General features: G+C 72.5%; 16 protein-coding genes and 1 pseudogene. 10 read left to right on the forward strand and 7 right to left on the reverse strand.

Annotation, left to right across the window (positions count from 1 at the left end):
- Nucleotides 1-7: 7 nt before the first annotated feature.
- Complete coding sequence (locus ABH931_RS20385) at nt 8-916, forward strand: LysR family transcriptional regulator (RefSeq protein WP_370115226.1); 909 nt, start codon at nt 8-10, stop codon at nt 914-916.
- Nucleotides 917-937: 21 nt separating this feature from the next.
- Here ABH931_RS20385 and ABH931_RS20390 read toward each other — a convergent pair whose 3' ends face one another.
- Complete coding sequence (locus tag ABH931_RS20390) at nt 938-2,047, reverse strand: FAD-dependent oxidoreductase (RefSeq protein WP_370115228.1); 1,110 nt, start codon at nt 2,045-2,047, stop codon at nt 938-940.
- Between the two features lie 124 nt (nt 2,048-2,171).
- On the opposite strand from ABH931_RS20390, the gene ABH931_RS20395 reads away from it, so the two are divergent.
- The 9 genes and pseudogenes from ABH931_RS20395 to ABH931_RS20435 all read left to right on the forward strand — a co-directional run bounded on the left by ABH931_RS20395 (nt 2,172) and on the right by ABH931_RS20435 (nt 12,655).
- Nucleotides 2,172-2,765, forward strand: a complete 594-nt coding sequence (locus ABH931_RS20395) for a TetR/AcrR family transcriptional regulator (RefSeq protein ID WP_370115230.1) — start codon at nt 2,172-2,174, stop codon at nt 2,763-2,765.
- A gap of 52 nt (nt 2,766-2,817) precedes the next feature.
- Nucleotides 2,818-3,051 (forward strand): annotated as a pseudogene (locus tag ABH931_RS20400) (metallopeptidase TldD-related protein); the annotation flags it as partial.
- 337 nt (nt 3,052-3,388) lie between these two features.
- A complete protein-coding gene (locus tag ABH931_RS20405) occupies nt 3,389-4,150 on the forward strand; it encodes a DeoR/GlpR family DNA-binding transcription regulator (RefSeq protein WP_370115232.1) in 762 nt (253 codons plus the stop codon).
- A 145-nt stretch (nt 4,151-4,295) separates the two neighbouring features.
- Entirely contained in the window at nt 4,296-5,678 is a 1,383-nt protein-coding gene (locus ABH931_RS20410) for a sugar ABC transporter substrate-binding protein (RefSeq protein WP_370115233.1), read from the forward strand.
- Nucleotides 5,679-5,954: 276 nt separating this feature from the next.
- Entirely contained in the window at nt 5,955-6,788 is an 834-nt protein-coding gene (locus ABH931_RS20415; protein WP_370115432.1) for a carbohydrate ABC transporter permease, read from the forward strand.
- On the forward strand, nt 6,785-7,621 hold the full coding sequence (locus ABH931_RS20420) for a carbohydrate ABC transporter permease (RefSeq protein ID WP_370115235.1): 837 nt from the start codon (nt 6,785-6,787) through the stop codon (nt 7,619-7,621). The genes ABH931_RS20415 and ABH931_RS20420 overlap by 4 nt, the downstream gene beginning before the upstream one ends.
- The gene (locus tag ABH931_RS20425; RefSeq protein WP_370115237.1) at nt 7,618-8,607 is read left to right on the forward strand and encodes a zinc-dependent alcohol dehydrogenase family protein; all 990 of its coding nucleotides are present in this window, start codon (nt 7,618-7,620) and stop codon (nt 8,605-8,607) included. The genes ABH931_RS20420 and ABH931_RS20425 overlap by 4 nt, the downstream gene beginning before the upstream one ends.
- A gap of 17 nt (nt 8,608-8,624) precedes the next feature.
- On the forward strand, nt 8,625-9,572 hold the full coding sequence (locus tag ABH931_RS20430; protein ID WP_370115239.1) for a carbohydrate kinase: 948 nt from the start codon (nt 8,625-8,627) through the stop codon (nt 9,570-9,572).
- Between the two features lie 191 nt (nt 9,573-9,763).
- The gene (locus ABH931_RS20435; protein ID WP_370115241.1) at nt 9,764-12,655 is read left to right on the forward strand and encodes a BTAD domain-containing putative transcriptional regulator; all 2,892 of its coding nucleotides are present in this window, start codon (nt 9,764-9,766) and stop codon (nt 12,653-12,655) included.
- Here ABH931_RS20435 and ABH931_RS20440 read toward each other — a convergent pair.
- The 6 genes from ABH931_RS20440 to ABH931_RS20465 are packed head-to-tail and all read right to left on the reverse strand — an operon-like array spanning nt 12,582 to nt 20,954.
- Entirely contained in the window at nt 12,582-13,301 is a 720-nt protein-coding gene (locus tag ABH931_RS20440) for a response regulator transcription factor (RefSeq protein WP_370115243.1), read from the reverse strand. The genes ABH931_RS20435 and ABH931_RS20440 overlap by 74 nt on opposite strands.
- A gap of 24 nt (nt 13,302-13,325) precedes the next feature.
- Nucleotides 13,326-14,003: a hypothetical protein gene (locus ABH931_RS20445; RefSeq protein ID WP_370115244.1), complete on the reverse strand. Its 678-nt coding sequence runs from the start codon at nt 14,001-14,003 to the stop codon at nt 13,326-13,328.
- Nucleotides 14,000-14,773: a hypothetical protein gene (locus ABH931_RS20450; RefSeq protein WP_370115245.1), complete on the reverse strand. Its 774-nt coding sequence runs from the start codon at nt 14,771-14,773 to the stop codon at nt 14,000-14,002. Before ABH931_RS20450 ends, ABH931_RS20445 begins: the two co-directional genes overlap by 4 nt.
- A 17-nt stretch (nt 14,774-14,790) precedes the next feature.
- On the reverse strand, nt 14,791-16,218 hold the full coding sequence (locus ABH931_RS20455; protein ID WP_370115247.1) for a WXG100 family type VII secretion target: 1,428 nt from the start codon (nt 16,216-16,218) through the stop codon (nt 14,791-14,793).
- A gap of 21 nt (nt 16,219-16,239) precedes the next feature.
- A complete protein-coding gene (locus ABH931_RS20460) occupies nt 16,240-16,518 on the reverse strand; it encodes a hypothetical protein (RefSeq protein WP_370115249.1) in 279 nt (92 codons plus the stop codon).
- Nucleotides 16,518-20,954, reverse strand: a complete 4,437-nt coding sequence (locus tag ABH931_RS20465; protein ID WP_370115251.1) for an FtsK/SpoIIIE domain-containing protein — start codon at nt 20,952-20,954, stop codon at nt 16,518-16,520. Before ABH931_RS20465 ends, ABH931_RS20460 begins: the two co-directional genes overlap by 1 nt.
- Between the last annotated feature and the right edge of the window lie 17 nt (nt 20,955-20,971).

The following is a 20,971-nucleotide window of genomic DNA, read 5'->3' on the forward strand; positions in this document are numbered from 1 at the left end:
TACTCTCATGCAATTGGACTTGAACCTGCTGGCGGCGCTCGACGCGCTGCTGGAGGAGGGCAGCGTGACCGGGGCGGCCGCACGCCTGCACGTCACCGCCCCCGCGATGAGCCGGAGCCTGGGCCGGATCCGGCGCACGACCGGGGACCAGATCCTGGTGCGCACCGGCCGCACGATGACACCGACGCCGTATGCGATCGCCGTACGCGCACAGGTGCACGAGCTGCTGCATCAGGTCCAGGGGGTGCTGGCACCGAGCCACGAGCTGGACCTGGCAACTCTGGAGCGCACCTTCACCCTCCGCTGGCACGACTCGCTGGTCGCTCTGAGCGGGCCCGCGCTGCTCGCGGCGGTACGCGCACAGGCGCCGTGTGTGCGTCTGCGCTTCGTCGCCGAATCAAGTGCCGACACCCCCGAGTTGCAGCGCGGCCAGGTCGATCTCGAGGCGAACGCCAACCGTCCCGGCGCACCGGACATCCGTGCCGAGAGCGTGGGTGAGACCGACCTGGTCGTCGTGGTGAGGCAGGGGCACCCCCTCACCCGCGTCAGGACGGTCACGACACAGCGGTTCGCCGCCGCCGAGCACGTCACCGTCTCGCGACGAGGCAACCTCAGCAACGCCCTCGACGACGCCCTCGCGCGGCTCGGCCTGACCCGCCGCGTGGTGGCGACCGCGCCCACGGAAGCGGCCGCACTGGAGTTCGCGCGCGACTCCGATCTGCTGGTCTGCGTGCCCGAAGCCACCACCCGCCGCGCGGTCACCGACCTCGGCCTGGTCGTGCTCCCCCTCCCACTCGAACTGCCTGCGGCACCCGTGTACCTGTCGTGGCATCAGCGCTACGACACCGACCACGCGCACGCCTGGCTGCGCGGACTCGCGCGCACCGCACTGACCTTGAGCGGAGCGTCGTCGTAGTCGGCGTCGTCCGGCCGCGGTTCAGGAAGTTTTCGCGGGAACGAGGTTGTCGAGCCCCTTCGCGCTGCCCGTCGCGGCCTCCATCGAGCGCGGCAGCATGATGCTCTCGTAGGCGCGGACGGCGTCGTCGACGCTGGACTCCGTGACCAGTGCTTGGGCGAGATCGGCGCCGTCGAGCATGGCGAGATTGGCGCCCAGCCCTACCGGGGGCATCAGGTGCGCGGCATCGCCGAGCAGCGTGACGCCGGGAACGTGTTCCCAGGTGTGCGGGGCGGGCAGGACGAACAGGGACCGGTGGATGAACCCGTGGTCGCCGCCCCGCAGTATGGAGCGCAGGCTCTCGTCCCAGTCGTCGAACACCCTCAACAGGTGCGTCCGCACAGCCCGCTGGTCGCCAGGGTCGATGCCGGCGGCCTCATGCCAGTCCCTGGGTGCGCGGAGCGCGATGTACGCGCGGATGTGGCCGTTGCTGTTGCGCTGGGCGACCAGGGTCCTGCCGGCGCCCTTCGCCAGCATCGATCCGTTGCCGACCAGCCGCGCGAGGTCGGGGTGGCGGGAGTCGCAGTCATCGAATCCGACCTCGACGAAGGTGACGCCGGTGTAGTGGGGTACGGCCGGCGACAGCGCCGGGCGCACGCGGGACCAGGCGCCGTCCGCGCCGACCACCAGGTCGAAGTCCTCGGCGGCGCCGTCGCCGAAGAGCAGCCGGCAGGTGCCGTCCGTCAGCGGGGTGACGCCGGTGACGGCACGGTCCCACCGCACCGTGCCGTCGGTGAGCGAGTCCAGGAGCAGGCCGCGCAGCTGGCCCCGGTCGATCTCCGGCCGGCCACCGTCGGGAGTCGGCCCCTGCTGCGCCAGGAGGGCGCCGGTGGCGAAGTCGAGCACGCGCCACTCATCTCCTTCCGGGCGCGCGAGGGCGCGGAACCCGTCGAGGAGCCCCGCCGAGCGCAGGGCGGCCTGGCCGGTGTCGGAATGCATGTCGAGGGAGCCGCCCTGCGGCCGGGCGTCGGCGGATGCCTCGCGCTCGAAGACGGTGACGGAGCGGCCGTGTCGTTGCAGGACCCGGGCGCAGGTGAGGCCGCCGAGGCCGGCGCCGACAATCGCGATGCGGGGATCACGGGCAGAGTTCATGGGACTGTCCCTCGGGTGGTGAGTGAGCCGCCGGGAGACCCGGCAGCACCAAGAAAGCACACTCGCCCAATAAGTGCAATGACTACGCTTTTGTAGCGAGTGCACTTCGAGGTACGGTGTGCGAGTGACCGAACCAACCGGGCGCCGCGAGCGCAAGAAGGCCCAGACCCGCCAGTCCCTGGCCGACGCCGCACTCGAGCTCTTCCTCGACCGCGGCTACGACCAGGTCGGCGTCAAGGACGTCGCCGACGCCGCCGACGTCTCGGTGACCACCCTGTTCAAACACTTCTCCGGCAAGGAAGCCCTGGTCTTCGACCAGGACGACGACCTGGAAGCAGAACTCGTCGCCGCCGTGCGCGAACGCCCCCCGGGCCGATCGATCCCCCAGGCGCTGCGCGAGCACCTCCTCCTGAAGCAGGCCCAGCTAGCCATCCATGCCACGGACCCGCGGTTCGCCGACTTCACCCGCCTGGTAGAGGAAACCCCCGCGCTGCGCGACTACGCCCACCGCATGTGGACGCGCCACGAAGCAGCCCTGGCGAAGGCCATCGCCGAGACCGTGGGTGCGCCCGACGACGACGTCAGCTGCGCCGCCCTGGCCCGTTTCGCCCTTGAGGCCCGCAGCCTCGTCCTGCGGCACGCCGATCCGCGCCGAGCCGCCGACGAGGCCTTCGCGCTGCTCGAACACGGCTGGGCGGCCAGCCATCCGGGCAACTGACCCGGCCTGCGACAAGCTCCAGCGTGCGTGAACTGTCCCGTTGGCCGTCGACGGCCAGGGCACGGCCGGGCTGATCGCGGGCGTCGAGGACGGCCCCTCCATCGGCGACCGCTCCTGGTCGATCGACGTGCAGCGCTAAAACTTCCAGTTCACGGGACAACGGGCGTACCGGATCCGCAGCGGGAAGCTCGCCGGCCAGGTGAAGGACTTCGCCTACCAGGGCACCACCACGGACTTCTGGGGCTCCATGGAGGCCGTCGGCGGACCCCAGACCTACCTGCTCGGCTGCACCCGGTGGGCAGATCCCGCTCGTGACGAAGACCCGGGCGAGCTCGCAGACCTCACCCGCGCCACCCTCGACCAACTGCGCACCGCGGTCGCGGACCTCGGCCCGCTTTCGGTGAATCGGGCAAGCCGGATGTCGAATCGGGCATTTGACGGTCCATTGCCAACCAGCAGTGACGCCTGCGAGCTGCGCTGATCACATCCGGAAACGGGCAGGATTCGGGCAGGCATAGGCGCGACACGGCGGGGCACACGGTCCGCGAGCGGCTGTATAAATCTCACACGGGCGGATTCGGGCACCGACTGCCCGAACGGGCAGAGCAGAGAGGCGGGGTGGGATGAGGGCGGAGGAACGGCAGAGGCGGCTCCTGGCCCTCGCCCGGCAGGAGGGCCGCGTGGTGGTGAACGCCGCCGCGAGCGACCTGGGTGTCGCCCCCGAGACGATCCGCAGGGACCTCGGCGAGTTGGAGCGCCAGGGGCACGTACGGCGGACGCACGGTGGCGCCTACCCGGTGGAGAGCGCCGGTTTCGAGACCGGCCTGGCACAGCGGGTGACGCTCCACGTCGACGCGAAGCGCCGGATCGCCGCCGAGGCGGTCAAGCTGCTCGGCGGGGCGGAGACCGTCTTCGTGGACGAGGGGTACACGCCCCAGCTCCTGGCCGCCATGCTGCCGACGGACCGGCCGTTGACGGTGGTGACCGCGTCGCTGTCCACGGCCGCCGCGATCGCCGACTCCGCCAACACGACCGTGCTGCTGCTGGGCGGCCGGGTCCGCGCCCGGACCCTGGCGACCGTGGGCTCCTGGGCCTGCGCGATGCTCTCCGGCTTCGTGATCGACCTGGCCTTCCTGGGCGCGAACGGGATCTCCCGGGAACACGGCCTGACCACTCCCGACCCGGTCGTGGCGGACGTCAAGGCCAAGGCGCTGGAGGTGTCCCGAAGACGGATCTTCATCGGACACCACGGCAAGTTCGGCGCGAGCAGCTTCTGCCGCTTCGCCGAGGTCTCCGACTTCGAGGCGATCGTCACCGACACCGGGCTGTCCAGCGGTGAGGCCGGCCGCTACGCACGGATGGGCCTGCACATGATCCGGGCCTGACCGACCGCTCTCCACGTCCACCGAGGTTGCCCGGACGGCCACGCCGTGCGGTCGACTCGACCTGCCCGCACCACCGCTCACATGTGATCCGCGCCCCCACCCCCGGTCCCCTCCCGGACCGGCGAGCCGCAAGGGAAGGACCCTCATGACGAACAGCAGCCGGACCGACAGACGGCCCCGCGGGCGCCGCGTCCTCATCACCGGCACCGCGGTCCTCTGCGGTTCCCTCCTGGCCGCCTGCAGCGGCGCGGGCGGCGCCGGCGGAGGTGGCGGCGGCGCCCACTCCATCAACGTGCTGATGGTCAACAACCCCCAGATGGTGGACCTGCAGAAGCTCACCGCGGACAACTTCACCAAGTCCACGGGCATCAAGGTGAACTTCACCGTGCTGCCGGAGAACGACGTCCGCGACAAGATCACCCAGGACTTCTCCAGCCAGGCTGGGCAGTACGACGTGGCGTCCATCAGCAACTACGAGACGCCGATCTACGCCAAGAACGGCTGGCTCGCCCCGCTGACCTCCGAGGCGGCATCGGACACCGCCTTCGACCAGAACGACATCCTGCCCAACATCAGGAAGTCCCTCACGGTGAACGGCCAGGTCTACGCCGAGCCGTTCTACGGCGAGTCGTCGTTCCTGATGTACCGCAAGGACGTCTTCGCGGCCAAGGGCCTGACCATGCCCGCCAACCCGACCTGGAACCAGGTCGCCGACCTCGCGGCCAAGGCGGACGGGGCGCAGCCCGGCATGAAGGGGATATGCCTGCGGGGACAGGTGGGTTGGGGCGAGATGCTGGCGCCGCTGACCACGGTGGTCAACACCATGGGCGGCACCTGGTTCGACAAGGACTGGAACGCGCAGCTCACCAGCCCCGCCTTCACCAAGGCGACGAACTTCTACGTCAACCTGGTCCGCTCCCACGGCGAGGCAGGAGCGGCGCAGGCCGGATTCGCCGAGTGCCTCAACGACATGCAACAGAGCAAGGTCGCCATGTGGTACGACGCGACCTCGGCGGCGGGCCTGCTGGAGGCCTCGGACTCGCCGGTCGCCGGCAAGGTCGGATTCGTGCCGGCCCCGGTGGACCAGACCAAGAGCTCCGGCTGGCTCTACACCTGGGCCTGGGGTGTCCAGAAGGCCAGCCGGAACCAGTCCGACGCCTGGAAGTTCATCTCGTGGGCGTCCAGCAAGCAGTACGAGCAGCTGGTCGGAACCACCCTGGGCTGGTCGCGGGTTCCGGCCGCGAAGCGCGCCTCGACGTACACCGACCCGCAGTACCTCTCCGCAGCCTCGGCCTTCGCCCAGCAGACCGAGACCGCGTTGAACTCCGCCGACCCGGACAACCCCGGCGTCCAGCCGCGGCCGGCTCCGGGCATCCAGTTCGTCGGCATCCCGGAGTTCACCGACCTCGGAACCCAGGTCTCGCAGCAGATCAACGCCGCCGTGGCCGGACAGATCACCGTCGAGCAGGCACTGCGGAACAGCCAGGGCCTCGCCCAGAAGGTCGCCGCCAAGTACCAGCACTCCTGACGGCCCCTGGCAGTGTCCGCGGCGCCTACGGACGGCCCCGGCCCACCGGCCGGCCCGAGCAGACCTGTTCCGAGCAGGCCTGCTCCGAGCAGACCCTGGCCCCGGGGCCGTCCCACAGGGCGCTGAGACAGAAGCGGAGAGAGTCCCGTGAGCACAGTTTCGATCCCCCGGCGCGGCAGGGCCCGCGCCACCACGCGGCGCGGAGCGCCACCGACGACGAGACGGTCCAGGGGTGCCTGGGCCCGCAGGGCCCCGCTGCTCCCGGCCCTGGTCTTCATGATCGTGGTCACCCAACTGCCGTTCGTGGGCACGCTGGTGATCTCGTTCATGCGATGGAACGCCCTGGAGCCCGGCGACCGCGGCTTCGCCGGGCTGGCCAACTACCGCGCCGCGTTCACCGATCCGGCGCTGCGCTCGGCCATCGTGACCACCGTGGTGCTGACCGCCTCGGTCGTCCTGGTGAGCCTGGTGCTGGGGCTGGGCCTGGCCCTGTTGCTGGACCGGCCGTTCCGCGGCCGGGGCGTGGTGCGCACGATGCTGATCGCCCCGTTCCTGGTGGTGCCGGTGGCGTCCGCGCTGCTGTGGAAGCACGCGATCTACAACGCCTCCTACGGGCTCGTCAACGGGTCGCTGACCTGGATCTGGAGCCTCTTCGGCAGCAGCCACCCGCCGCAGCCGGACTGGATGTCGAGCCTGCCGCTGATGTCCGTCGAGGCGTCACTGGTGTGGCAGTGGACGCCGTTCATGATGCTGATCCTGCTCGCCGGACTCCAGAGCCGGCCGATGGACGTCGTGGAGGCGGCCCGTGTGGACGGGGCGAGCACCTGGCAGGTGTTCCGGTACCTCACCTTCCCGCACCTGCGCCGCTACCTGGAGCTCGCCGCGCTGCTCGGCAGCGTCTACGTGGTGCAGAACTTCGACGCCGTCTTCACCCTGACCTCCGGCAGTCTGGGCACCGCCAACCTGCCGTACACCGTCTACGAGACCTTCTACGAGGGCCACGACTACGGCCAGGCGTCCGCCGAGGGCGTCGTCGTGGTGGTCTGCTCGATCGTGCTGGCCACCTTCGCCCTGCGGAGCGTCTCGTCCCTGCTCCGGGAGGAATCGTGATCACCTCGGCCGCCCGTCGCAACGGCCGCGTCCTGGGCCTGCTGGCCTGGCTCTGCGGGCTGGTGTTCTTCCTGCCCTTCGCCTGGATGGTGCTGACCTCGCTGCACAGCGAGACGCACGCGGCGACCAACCCGCCGAGCCTCGGCGTCGGGCTGACCCTGCAGGGCTACCGGGAGTTCTTCGGCTCCGACACCGGGGTCAGCCCCTGGCCGCCGCTGATCAACTCGCTGACGGCGAGCGTCGCCTCGACGCTGCTGGTGCTGGCCCTGTCGATCCCGGCGGCCTACGCACTGTCGATCAAGCCGGTGCGCAAGTGGTCCGACGCGATGTTCTTCTTCCTGTCGACCAAGATGCTGCCGGTGGTGGCGGGACTGCTGCCGGTGTACCTGATCGCGCAGAACACCGGCCTGCTGGACAACATCTGGCTGCTGGTCATCCTCTACACCTCGATGAACCTGCCGATCGCGGTGTGGATGATGCGGTCCTTCCTCGCCGAGGTACCACGCGAGATCCTGGAGGCCGCCTCGATCGACGGCGCCGGCCTGCTGACCACGCTCCGGCGGATCGTGGCCCCGGTCGCGGCCCCCGGCATCGCCGCCACGGCGCTGATCTCCTTCATCTTCAGCTGGAACGAGCTGCTCTTCGCCCGGGTGCTGACCGGTGTCGTCGCAGGCACCGCGCCCGTCTTCCTCACCAGCTTCGTCACCAGCCAGGGCCTCTTCCTGGCCAAGGTGTGCGCCGCCGCCGTCTGCATCTCCGTACCGGTCCTCCTCGCCGGTTTCGCCGCCCAGGACAAACTCGTCCAGGGCCTCTCCCTGGGAGCGGTCAAGTGAAAGCAGCCGTCATCAGCTCACCGGGCGTGGTCGGCGTCGAGACCGTCGACGACCCGGCCCCCGGCCGCGGGGAGGTGGTGGTCAAAGTGGTCGCGTGCGGGCTGTGCGGGACCGATCTGCACATCCTGCAGGGCGAGTTCGCGCCCACCCTGCCGATCGTGCCGGGCCACGAGTTCGCCGGCGAGGTGGTCGCGCTCGGCGCCGGCGTCCGCGGCCTCGCCCTCGGCGACCGGGTCGCGGTCGACCCCTCGCTCTACTGCCACGAGTGCCACTACTGCCGGCTCGGGCGGGACAACCTCTGCGAGCGCTACGCGGCGATCGGGGTCACCCACCCGGGCGGCGCCGCGGAGTACGCCGTCGCCCCGGCGGCCAACTGCGTCCGGCTGCCCGAGCACGTCCGCACCGAGGACGCGCCGCTGATCGAGCCGCTCTCCTGCGCGGTGCGCGGCTACGACGTGCTGAACAGCCGGATGGGTGGCAGCGTGCTGATCTACGGGTCCGGCACGATGGGCCTGATGATGCTGGAGCTGGCCAAGCGCACCGGTGCGGCGGCGGTCGACATCGTCGACATCAACACCGAACGACTGGACACCGCCCGGTTGTTGGGCGTCGACCACGCCGTCACCTCGGCGGAGGAGATCGTACGGCCGCGCGGCTGGGACGTGGTCGTCGACGCGACCGGGAACGAACGCGCCATCCAGGACGCGCTCGGCCGGGTCGGCCGGGGCGGCACGTACCTGCAGTTCGGTGTGGCCGACTACGCCGCCCGCGCGACCATCGAGCCGTACCGGATCTACAACCAGGAGATCACCATCACCGGCTCGATGGCGGTGCTCCACAGCTTCGAACGCGCCGCCGACCTCTTCGCGACCGGCGTGCTCGACCCGGCCGTCTTCGTCAGCGACCGCCTGCCGCTGACCGAGTACCCGGCGGCGCTGGAGCAGTTCCGGGCAGGCAAGGGCCGCAAGATCCTGGTCACCCCCTGAACCCCGAGGAGAACGGCATGGACGGGCCCGTCCTCGTCGTCGGTGAGGCGCTCACCGACATCCTGACCGCCCCCGACGGAGTCAGCCGGTCCACCCCCGGCGGCAGCCCGGCCAACGTCGCACTCGGACTGGCCCGGCTCGGCCATCCGGTCAGCCTCGCGACGCGCGTGGGGCGCGACGCCCTCGGGCGGCGCGTGCGCGAGCACCTCCGGGCGAGCGGGGTGGCGCTGACGGAGGGCTCCGTCGTGGACGCCGCGACCTCCACCGCGACCGCCACCCTGGCGGCCGACGGCTCGGCCGACTACCGGTTCGAGATCGCCTGGGAGCCGCCGCCCGCGACGGTCGAGCTGGCCGCGACCGGAGCTGCCGGGCACCTCCACACCGGCTCGATCGCGGCCACGCTCGCGCCCGGAGCCGCCCGGGTGGAGGCGGCCGTCGGCGCCGCGCGCGCGAGGGTCACCGTCTCCTACGACCCGAACCTGCGGCCCGCCCTGCTGGGGCGACCGGAGCAGGAACGGCCGCGGGTGGAACGGCTGGTGGCCGCCGCCGACGTGGTCAAGGCGAGCAGCGAGGACCTGGCCTGGCTGTTCCCGGGTCAGAAGGCGGAGGCGGTGGCCGCCCGCTGGGCCCGCGGCGCACCGCGACTCGTCGTGCTCACCCTCGGCGCCGAGGGTGCGGTCGCGTTCTGGGCGGGCGGGAGCTGCCGTTTGCCGGCGGTGCCGACCGAGGTCGTCGACACCGTGGGCGCGGGCGACGCCTTCATGGCCGGACTCGTCAGCGGGCTGCTCCGGGCCGGGCTGCTCGGCCCGGCCGGCTCGGCCCGCGCCCGGTTGGACGAGGCGACCAGCACCGACCGGCCGAGCCCGGCCGTCCTTGCGGCCCTGGCTCTCGCGAGCCGCGTCGCCGCCCTCACCTGCGCCCGGCCGGGCGCCGACCCGCCGAGCCGGGCCACGCTGCTCAGCTGACCCGGGCCGGACGGACGCCCGCGCGTCGGCCCGGGGCCGCGAGCTGCGGACCCCGGATCTCGGGGCCGAGCGACCAGGGCCTTCGCGGGTGGCGACATCGACATGTGGCATGTCAGTTGACTCAGACATGCCATGAACACGGAACGGTGACACCCCACCACGCACACTCGACCTCCCGAAGGGACGCGGGAATGGAGAACGGTCACCTGCAGGTGGAGACCCTCGGCCCGCTGCGCGCGCGGGTCGGCGGGCGCGAGCTCAGCCTCGGCGCGCCGAAGCAGCGCGCGGTCTTCGCCGTCCTCGCCCTGCGAGCCGACAGCTCGGTCACCCGGGACGACCTGATCGACCAGGTCTGGGGCGAGTCCGCACCCGCCACGGCAGCCGGAAGCCTGCACACCTACGTCTCCGGCCTGCGCCGAGCGCTGGCCGGCCTGGGCGAGCCGCTGACCAGCTCGGGGTCGGGCTACATGCTGCACCTCGCCCCTGCGGCCCTCGACACCGCCGTGGTCGAGCGGCTGTCGACCCGGGCCCGGCTGCTCCGCGCGCGACGGGACCAGGCCGGGGCCGTCGACGCCCTCGACGAGGCCCTGGGGCACTGGCGCCCGGGCTCCGCACTCGGTGGCCTGCCGGGCCCGTTCGCCGCCGAGCACAGCGCCTGGGCGGACGACCTTCGGCTCCGACTGGTGCTGGAACGCGCCGAGTTGCTGCTGGAGCTCGGCCGACCGACCGTGGCGGCCGACCAGTTGCGCGCTCGGCTCCCTGACCATCCCTACCACGAGCACCTGCGCGCCCTGCTGGTCACGGCGCTGCACCGCAGCGGTCGGACGGCCGACGCGCTGAACCAGTACCACAGCCTGCGGACCCTGCTCTCCGACGACCTGGGCATCGACCCGTCGGCCGAACTCCAGGCCCTGTACACCTCGATCCTGACCGAGAACAGCCGGGGGCCGGGCAGCACCACGCCTCCGTATCTCGTCCCCACGGGTCCGGTGACGCACGCGGTCGTCGCCGGACCGGTCCGCCCCGCCCAACTGCCGCACGGCGTAGGTGTCTTCGTCGGCCGTCGGGCCGCCGTCCAGGAGGTGACGGACGCCGCCCGGAGCGAGTCGGCCGAGAGCGTGACCGGGAGGGGAACCGGCCCCCGGATCGTGATGATCGTGGGCGTCGGCGGCGTCGGCAAGACCGCGCTGGCGGCGCACTGCGTGGAGCGGCTGGCCCCCGACTACCCGGACGGCCAGGTGTACGTGAACCTCCACGGTTTCGGCCCGCGTGGCCGCGCCAGCTCGACCGACGACGCGCTGCACCACCTGCTCACCTCCGTGGGCGCGGCCGTGATCCCCGCCGACCGGGAGGACCGGGTCTCGCTGTGGCGCAGCATCGTCCGTGACCGCAGGATGCTCGTCCTGCTGGACAACGCCGAGTCCGCGCAGCAGGTCGAGGACCTGCTGCCGGGCGGTGGGTCCTCGTTCACCCTGGTGACCAGCCGCAACCGGCTCAGCGGACTCGCCGTGCGGTACTCGGCCCGTCGTGTCACCGTCTCCCCGTTCACCCCCGAGGAGTCGCAGGACCTGCTCCGCCGCGCGTTCGGCGGTGCCAGGGTCGGCGCCGAACCCGCGGCGGCCCGTCGGCTGGCCGACCTGTGCGGGCACCTGCCGCTGGCCCTGCGTATCGCCTCCGAGCGGGTGACCTCCGCCGGCCCGTGGTCGCGGATCACCGACCTCGTCGCCGAACTCGAGGACGTGCGGCGGCGCCTGGACACCCTGCAGTTACCGGAGGACGAGCTGTCCTCCGTGCGCGGCATTCTCTCCTGGTCCTACGCGGGGCTCGGCCCCGAGACGGCCCGCGCCTTTCGCACGCTCGGACTCCTCCCCGGGCGGGCGATCCGCCTCCAGACGGCGGCCGCCCTGCTGGACGTCACTCCGGCGGCAGCCGCCGCGGCGCTCGGGAGCCTGGCGGCGCAGCACCTGGTGGAGGCCGTCGCCGGCGGCTACCGGATGCACGACCTGACCCGCATCTACGCCGAGGAACTGTCCCGCGGTGTCGGGACGCCCGCGTCCCGCCGGGCGGCACTGGAGCGCGTACTGCGTTGGTACGTCGGCACGCTGACGCCGGACCACGGCTGCGCCGACGGCGTGCCCCCCTTCGTCGCCGACCTCGGCACCGGCCCCGAGCCCCTGCGGTTCGCCGACCGGAAGGCGCTGGTCGACTGGTGCGCACGGGAACGGGACAACGTCGACCCACTGCTGCTGACCGCACAGCGGCTCGGCTGCCACGAGCAGGTCTGGCGGCTCGCCTACCTGCTCAGCGACTACTTCTCCGTCGCCGGTCAGGCCGTGGAGTGGGTCGACACGCTGCGGATCGGCCTGCGCAGCGCGGAGATGACCGGGAACCAGCGCGCGCAGGTGCTGCTGCTCGACCGTCTGGGCACGGCCGAGACCCGGTCGGGCCGGTACGGTCAAGCGGTGCAGGGTCTCGAGCGCGGCCTGCGCCTGGCGGACTCCCTCGGCGACCCCGGGCTGCGCGCCGGCCTGCTGAGCACCCTTGCCTCCGCCCTGCGCGAAACCAAGGACCACCAGGCGGCACTGGACCACGCCCGCCAGGCTCTGGAGCTCGCCCACCGTGCCGCGGAACCGGCGGCGTCCGAGGCGGGCTGCCTCGCGGTGCTGTGCGCGGTGCACGCCGAACTCGGCGAGTTCGAGGAGTCGTTGCGCCACGGCCTGGGCGGACTCCGCGCGGCCCGGCGCGCCGGCGACCCACGGCTGGAGGCGGACATCCTGATCACCCTGGGGGTGGCGGAGCAGGGGCTGGCCCATGACGAGGGCGCGCTCGGGCGCTTCCGGCAGGCGCTGTCGGTGTGCGAGGCCGGCGGGGACCGCTACCACGAGGCGCTGGCCCTGTTCGGTCTGGCCCGGCTGCACCGGGACGGGTCGCGCCGACGGCCCGCCCGTGGTCTGGCCACCCGCGCGATGGTCCGCCTGAAGGAGCTGAACGCAGGAGAGCTCGTCGAGGTCAGGAAGTTCCTGCGGGCCCTGGACGCCGACCGGCCTGCGGCCGGTGCGGCTCCGCTGCGCCGCGCGGGGTAGGGCCTGTCCGGGCGGCGGGGACCACCGGCCGGGCGGCCGGGCGATGACGTTGCCACACCAGCACCGCCTCGACCCGGCTACTGACGCCCAGCGCCCGGAAGATCCGGTTGATGTGGTTCTTCACCGTCTTCTCGCTGAGCCGCAGCCGTTCGGCGATCTCGGTGTTGCGGGCTCCGCGCGAGACCAGGGCCATGACCTCGTGCTGACGTTCCGACAGCTCCGCCACCCGCCGTGCGCCGTCCGCGACGGTGTCCGGCTCCGTGTCCCGTGCCGGGGGCAGGGCCGCGGCCGGGCGCGGTCGGTCCACGGCGGCCTCGGTCGCGAGGCGCGGGCCGTCATCGACGCCCGCACCCACGACGCTCAGCCGGTACTCGGCGCAGAGCCGGCGGGGTGCGGGGGCGGCCACCGGGGCGACCTGACCGCCCACCACCCGCTCCAGTGCCGCAGGGGCCACCCTGGCGCTGCCTCCCGCCCCCGGCCCGGCAGCCGGACTGACGGCCACCTCGACATAGGGCAGGCTGACGATCTCCACCGCCAGGTTCCTGCTCGCGAAGGCCTGCCGGATCTGGGCCAGGATGTCCGGGCTCGTGATGGCGATCCGCACGCGGCTGGGGCTGCCGGGCACGGGGGCGGCAACGACTGTCATGCACCGAGCATGACGCCCTCCGCTTCAGGCATTCTTCACGTCCGCTCCAGCCGCCACGGCCAGATCGCCCAGCTGGAGCAGCACCTCGTCCTCGGTCGGGACGTCGGGGCGGTCGGCCCAGCGCAGCGTCGTCACGATCATGTCGAAGAGCAGCACGACCGCCTGGACCGGCTCGGCGTCGACGTCCCCGTCGGTCAGCACGGTGAAGGTGAGCAGTCCCCAGACGCCCGGGGCGTCCGGGTGGGAGACGTAGTAGGAGACCCGCCAGGACGGCTGAACGCGGCCGACCCGGCCGCTCTCGACCACCGAGGCGACCCGGACCGCCGGCACCCCGCCGATCTCGCGGTAGGAGCCGTCGGCTCCGGCGTCGCCGAGGATCGACGCCAGCAGCCGCTCGGAGTCCTCGCTCTCGTCCCCGGAGTCGACGACGGTCACCAGCATCGACCCGGGCAGCTTGACGCCGCGGAACTCCCGCAGTGGCAACAGCACGGAGCGGGCGCCCTGCCGGGTGGCCTCGTCGGTGGCCTCCGTGAGCTCCTTGCGCAGCATCCTGCGCCAGGGACCGGCCTTGTCGCGGGGCAGTGTGTCCGGCAGGTGGTGGCGCAGCACCTCCTCGATGATCCTGCGGCGCAGTCGTGCCGTCTCCGGGGTGGTCGGGATCTGCACCCAGCCGTCGGGGACGATCAGTTCGAAGTCGATCACGCGGGCGCCTCCTCTGCGGCGGGGACCAGGGCGAAGCGGGCCGGGCCCGCCGCGCCGGGGGTGCACTCGTCGGCCAGTTGCTGCATCAACTGCTCCACTCCCGTGCCGATCAGCGGCATCAGCCCCATCTCGAAGACGCGTGTGCTGAGCAGCACGTCCGAACCGACGCCCGCCACCGTGCCGCTCGGCGGCACCTCCAGGCGCATGGCGGCGTCGACGCGGCCGAACGCCGCGCCCTCGGGCGTCCGGCCCAGGGCGAAGACCCGCACCCCGTCGCCGAGCGCGGTCGTCACGTAGTCCACCACCGGTGGCCGGGCGTCGCCGTCGAGGCCGCCGGCGCCCACCAGCGCCATCAGGTAGTTCGGGTCCTCGGCCGTCGGCCGGCAGAACTCCACCACGACGGGGACCGGGGCCCAGCGGGGCCTGCCGTCCACGAACGCGGCGCCCCAGGCCAGTCGTGACCAGGCGGGCAGTTGGCGGGCCCGGTCCATCAGCCAGTCGGCCGCCCCGCGCCCCACCATGTCGGCGGTGAGCGGGAACTCGGCCCCCGGCCACTGCGGCTCCGGTCCCACGATGCCCGCGCTCGCGGCCCGGACGTGCTCGGCCCAGGCGGCGCGCACGGCCTCCAGTCCCTCGGCGGTCCAGTCGGCGAACAGGGCCGCCAGGTGCGCGCGCCACGCCGCGTGAACGGACTCCCCGGCGTCGACGCGCGGCACCCAGTCCCAGTGCCAGGGCAGCCGGTCCGGCGTCGGCCGGTCCTCGTCGCTCATCCTCTCCTCCTCACTCATCAGGTGGCCACTCCGGGCGGGTTGACCGCCGGGATCCAGCCCTGGAGGCGCCCGCCGGTGTAGATCAGACCGCCCATGCCGAAGGCGCCGTTCAGGCCGCCCCAGACGAACCACAGCGGTGAGATGCTGTCGCCGATCGCGCCCCGGATGGCCGACAGGTCACGGAAGCCGCTGTAACCGCCCACGACACCGGCCCAGTCCTGGCCGAACTTCAGCGGGTTGCTGAACAGGCTCCCCCACAGCTCGCCGGCCTTGCCGAACTGCATACCGGCCGACTGCCAGAACCCGAACTCGGGGGTGACCGCACCGGCCTTGCCCAGCAGCCAGTTGGTGCCCGGGTTGTTGAACCAGTCCGACATGTTGGTCCAGCCGGTGGCGGCGTTCTGCGGGACCGGGAAGTCCTGCGGGGCCATCCTGGTCTGGACGAAGACGGAGCTGCCGGCCGGGCCGCCGATCGGGTTCAGCTCGAGCGGCGCGTCCGGACCGAACTGCAGCAACGGCGGGTTGTGCGTGAGCGGCTGGCCCGCCACGTTCGGGCGCGCTCGGCCGAACAGGTTGGCGAAGCCCTTGGCCTCGTTGGCCAGCCCCTTGCCGATCACGGAGGCCAGGCCACCCAGCCCCGCCAGGCCGAGCCCCAGGGCACCGAGCACGACGTCCAGGACGCTCCCCTTGCCGTCGTGGTAGAGCACGGCGTTGGCGACGAGCGAGACGGCTCCGGCGACGACACCCGCGAGGACCAGCACGTCCACCCCGGGGATCAGGATCGCCAGGACCCCCAGGATCATCCCGATGATGCCGAAGATCTGGCTGATCTTGGCCATCACGGCGTCGAGCTTGTCCTTGTAGGAGTCGGTGAGTCCGTCGTCGTAGTTCTTGGAGTTGACGGCGTCGCCGAAGCGTTTGCCGGCCACGTTCAGGGCGTCCAGCGCGTTGTTGAGCCGCGTCTGGGCGGCGGTGACCTTGGCGTTCGCGTCGTCCTCCGCCTTCTTCTTGTCGTCGCCCTTCTGCTGCTCGGCCGGGGACGTGGTGCCGTCCGGGTTCTTCTGCGGGTCGGGCAGGGCCTGGGCCTTGGTCTGGTCGTTCCGGGCGTCCTCGGCGTCGGTCAGCGCGCCCGCGGTCTCGCTCAGCCCGCGGTCCAGATCGGGTTCGTACAGCCCGATCTGGGTGGCGACGTCGTGGTAGCGCACCGCGGCCTTGCCGAGGCGGTCCTTGAGCGAGCCCGACTCGTCCTTCAGTCCGCCCACGTACTGGCCGGCGAGGCTGTCGCTGTTGGTTTCGACGATCTGCTGGAGCTTCGCCACCGCGTCGTCGATGGTCGTGGCGATGTGGGTGTAGCGCTTCTGCGCCGCGTCCACCACGTCGGGGTCGGCGTGGACGGGGTCCGCGTCCAGGCCCAGGGGGGACCAGTCGAGGCTTCTGATGGACATGCGGTCCGGACCTTCCTTTCGTCAGCCGTTCTGGAGCGAGCCCAGAAGGTTCTGGTCCCCCTGCGACCAGGCCTCGTCGACCTTGGTCACCTTGTCGCGGAGGGTCTTCATGTCCTTGACCATCGCGTCGCGGTGGACCGTCCAGTTGTCGGCGAAGTCCCCCATCGACAGGTTGGCGTTGTGCTGTCCCCACAGACCCTTGTCGTCGTTCTGGAAGTCCAACGCTCCCTCGAACTGACTGATCAGCTCGTTGAGGTCGTTGACCAGGGTCTGCAGGTCCTTCACCACGAGGTCTGCCATCACTGCTCCTTGCCGGTCGAGGTGGTCGAGGGGGCTGGGGCGGCCGAGGGGATCTGGGCCGTGAGCAGGCTGCCGCTGCCCAGGTGGACCAGGGCCGCGCCGGGCACGACCCGGGCGCAGAGCTGGGAGCGCGACAGCCGCACGCCCACCAGGTCGCCGTCGCTCATGTTCGGGGGCGACAGCAGCGCGCCGCGCCGGTTCTTCTTGACCTCTGCCTGCCAGCCCGAGAAGCCCGCCGCCACCGACGCGACGTCACCGCCGAGGACGACGCCCCGCCTGCTGCCCGAGGCCCTGCGGACGAAGGCCTTCAGCCAGTCCCGGCAGGACAGGTCGCGCCAGGCCTCGGCGTCGTCCACCAGCAGCACCACCGGCCCGTCGCCCGGGTCGAGCAGGTCGGCGAAGCGCGCCTCGGTGGGCGCCTCCTCCGAGATGACGCCGCGCACGCCTGCCCGTCCCTCGAACTCGCGCAGCGGCGAGTTCATCGGCGTGCCGATGACCAGTTCGGTCCCGCCGCGCAGCAGGGACTCCGCCATGACGGCCAGTGCGGTACTGCGCCCGGACCGGGACGGTCCGGCGACCAGGAAGGTGGGCTGGTCCCCCAGCAGATCGGCGCCGACGGGATCGAGTTCGTCGCCGCCCACGCCGAGCAGCGCCCACATGGGGGGCGGGGTCCCGTTCGACCGCACCTGCTCCCAGGCCTCGTCGAAGGAGAGCTGGGTGGGCAGCACCGCGATCCGGCCGGGCCGTGCCGACCTCGGTACGGCCGCCTCCCGCTCGGTGAGCCGGGCCGCCAGCGCGTGCACCGCGGCGACCTGCGCCGGACCGGCCGGGTCGGCCGCCACCAGCGCCACCTGGGTCTCGGTCGCGCTGCCGGCCCGGTAGCCGCGGCCGGGCGGCAGGTTCTCCGGGATCTTGCGCGGGTTGAGTCCGGCCAGCGAGGCGTCGCTGCGGTCGGAGAGGCGCAGTACCAGCTTCTCCTCGCACAGCGAGCTCATCCGGCCGCTCAGCAGCATCCGGTCCCCGGCGATGACCAGGTGCACACCGGCGCTGCCGCCCTCCCGGTGGAGGGTCTGGACCAGCTCGGTCAGTGCCCCGCCGTCGTACTCGGCGAGGGTGCCCATGAAACCCTCCCAACGGTCCAGGAGCAGCACCAGGTGCGGAAGGCGTTCGGCTTGCGGGCTCGACGCGCGCTGCTCGGCCACGTCCGCGAAGCCGCCTTCCCCGAGCAGGCGCTGACGGTTCTGCACCTCCTCGTGCAGGCGCCGCAGCAGCCGGACGGCACGGTCGGTCTCCGTGCGCTGCACGACCGCTCCGCAGTGCGGCAGCCGGGTCAGCGGCAGCAGCGCGCCGTTGCCGCAGTCGAGCCCGTACAGGTGCAGGTCCGCCACCCCGGCCGCGGCGGCGGCCGCCGCCGCGAAGGTCCGCAGCGCCGCGGAGCGTCCGGAGCGCGGGGCGCCGATGATGTGCAAATGTCCGAAGGTGGCCAGGTCCACCGTCACCGGCTCCTGGCGCTGCTGCATCGGCAGGTCCTGGACCGCCCAGGAGAACCTGGGATTCGGGTGCGTGCCGAGCTCCTCGTCGCGGGTGAGCTCGACCACCGGGGACAAGGGCAGCGGCGGCAGCCACGGCCGGCGCTGCGGGGCGACACCCAGCAGGTCGCCGGCCTGCCTGATCGCCTTGACCAGCACCGACAGGTCGGTCACCTCGGTCGCCTCGGCCGCGGTGTGGGGGCGCTGCGGCGCGGGCATGCCCAGTTCCAGCCAGGAGACCGGGTGCAGGAACGGCACCGCCACGGCCGCCGCGGGGTCGGCCGAGGGGCGGCGTCCGCCGACCCGACCGGTCTGGAAGGGGATCAGCGAGCTGTGTCCGAGCCGGGCGTAGGCACGCCCCGGCGTGGAGGCCGCGATACTCGCGGCCTCGCGGGCGTCGATCACGTCGGTGCTCTCCCCCGCGTCGGTCACCCGTAGCGCGACGCGCAGATTGGTGTTCGCGCGGATCTCCGCCGAGACCACCCCGGAGGGCCGCTGGGTCGCCAGGATCAGGTGGATGCCCAGCGACCGTCCCCGCTGCGCGATGTTGACCAGACCGCTGACGAAGTCGGGCAGTTCGCGGGCCATCGAGGCGAACTCGTCGATGACGATGAGCAGTCGTGGGATCGGCGGCAGTTCGGGACGGCGGGCGGCGTAGTCGAGGTAGTCCTCCAGGTCCTTGGCGCCCGCGGCGGCGAGCTGGTGCTCGCGGTGGGTCAGCTCCGCGCCGAGCGAGGTCAGCGCCCGCTCGACGAGATGGGTGTCCAGGTCCGTCACCAGGCCGACGGTGTGTGGAAGGTCGACGCAGTCCTTGAACGCGGCGCCGCCCTTGTAGTCGACCAGTACGAAGGTCATCGCGTCGGGGCGGTTGGCGACGGCCAGCGAGGCGACCAGGGTCTGCAGGAACTCCGACTTGCCCGAGCCGGTCGTCCCGGCCACCAGGCCGTGCGGACCGTGGCCGACCAGGTCCAGCGCGAACGGCCCGTTCAGCGAGTACCCCACCAGCGCCTTGGTGCCGCGCCCCGAGGAGCGCCAGCGCGCGCCGATCGCCGCCGGGGTGGGGTCGTCCAGACCGAGGATCTCCAGCAGTCGGGCCGAACCCGGCAGGGCGCTCTCCCCCTGGTTCTCGCTGACGTCGCGCAGCGGCGCCAGCCGGCGGCCGGTCGCCTCGTACCAGTCGGCCGCGACCTCGTCCGGCAGGATGCCGTCGATCTGGACCGCGCGCTGCTGGCGCAGTGTGGCCGGGCGCGCCTCGCCGCCGACGACGACCGTGGTGCACTCCTCCGGCAGGGTGCGCTCGTCCGCGTCCACGCAGATGCTGTACACGCCGACGGCGGGGCCCTCCTGGAGCACCGTCACCACACCTGGCAGCGCGCGCAGCCGTCGGGCACCGTCCAGCACCACGACGACGTCGGGGTCGGCGAGTGCCGCACCGGATCCGGCGTTGAGCCGGGCCTGCTGTCGCGCGTCGATGAGCTCGACCAGTTCGGCGACCCGATGGCCGAGCGTCTCGGCGTCCGCGCCGACCAGGGCCAGCGCCTGCTGCCCCAACTGCGGCCGGGTGTGCGGCAGCCAGGCCGCCCACTCCCACAGGGCCTCGCCCGCCGGATCGGTCAGGATGTAGAGCTGCACGTCGCGCGGGCTCTGCAGCACGGCCAGCTGCCCGACCAGCCAACGCGCCATCCGCCGGGGCCACTCGTCGCGTCCGGCCACGCCGACCACGCCCGCCTGCGCGAGGGAGAAGGCGGCGGGGACGTCGGGCGCGGCCCGCAGTTCCCGGTGACGGCGGGTGCCCTCGGTCTCCTCCACGGCGATCGCGGTGGGCAGATCGGCGATGCCCACGCGGACCAGGAGGTGGTCGGGGTCGGTACGGCGGCGCTCCCAGAGCCGGGCGCGCGGGCCGGTCGCGATGACCAGCAGCTCGGCCGGGTCCGGGCTCGCGGCGCGGCGGTCCAGCCGTTCCCGGTCGAGTGCGGTCGCGATCTCCGCTTCGGTGGCGGCGAGCTGGGCCTGGTACTCGGCCAGCTGCCGCCGGTGACCAACCTTGCCCTGTCGTCGGCCGCTGACCCAGGTCCCGATCGCCATGACCGGTGACATCCCCGCCATCATCAGGAACATCGGGTTGTGCGTCATCATCGCGATCAACCCGCCGAAGACGGCCGGCAGGCCCGCCGCCAGCCATGGCAGCGCGCTCGGTGACGCGGGCTTGGGCGGCGTAGGGAGCTGGAAGGCGGTGCGCTGGACCGGCGGCAGCAGCCGAGGAGGCCGGTTGTAGTCCAGGTACTCCCCGTCCGCCGAGGGTTCGACCACGGCGTCCGGCCGCAACAGCGGGTGCGCCTCCAGGACGGTCTCCCCCAGCTGCAGTTGGACCGCCGGGCGCCACCGGACGTCGCGGTCCGGGAGCGGGGAGCGGTCCAGCAGCCCCGACGCCGCGACGGCCCGGACCCGCACGGAGGCGTCCAGCGAGACCCTGACCACGGCGACGACCGGCGGCTGGTCGGCTCCCAAGGTGATCCGGCACTGGGGATCGGACCCGACTCGGTACTCGCCCGCGTCCAGGTACCAGACCCGTCCGGCTCCGGCCCCGGCCACCGCCCGGACGGTGACCAGGCCGGAACGCGTGCCGGCGGAGGGACCGGGGCGCCCCAGCCACAGCACGCTGCCGTCGTGGATCCCGCTGACGGCCAGCGACCGGCCGAGGTCGAGCCGCTGGTCGGCGAGGTAGACCTCGGCGGCGTCTTCGACGGCGTCCCCGACCTCGTCCCGCTGGGGCGGCGGGGACTGGGACGCGTCGAGACTGTCCAGCAGGTTCTTGACGACGTCGCGCAGCAGGGTGCCCGGGTCGGCGTCCACGACCACGTCGGCTGACCAGTCGGGGTGCCGGGCGATGGTGATCAACATGGGCATGGTGGCCAACCCCTCTG

It is taken from the genome of Streptacidiphilus sp. MAP12-33 (assembly GCF_041261265.1).
Lineage (GTDB): Bacteria > Actinomycetota > Actinomycetes > Streptomycetales > Streptomycetaceae > Streptacidiphilus.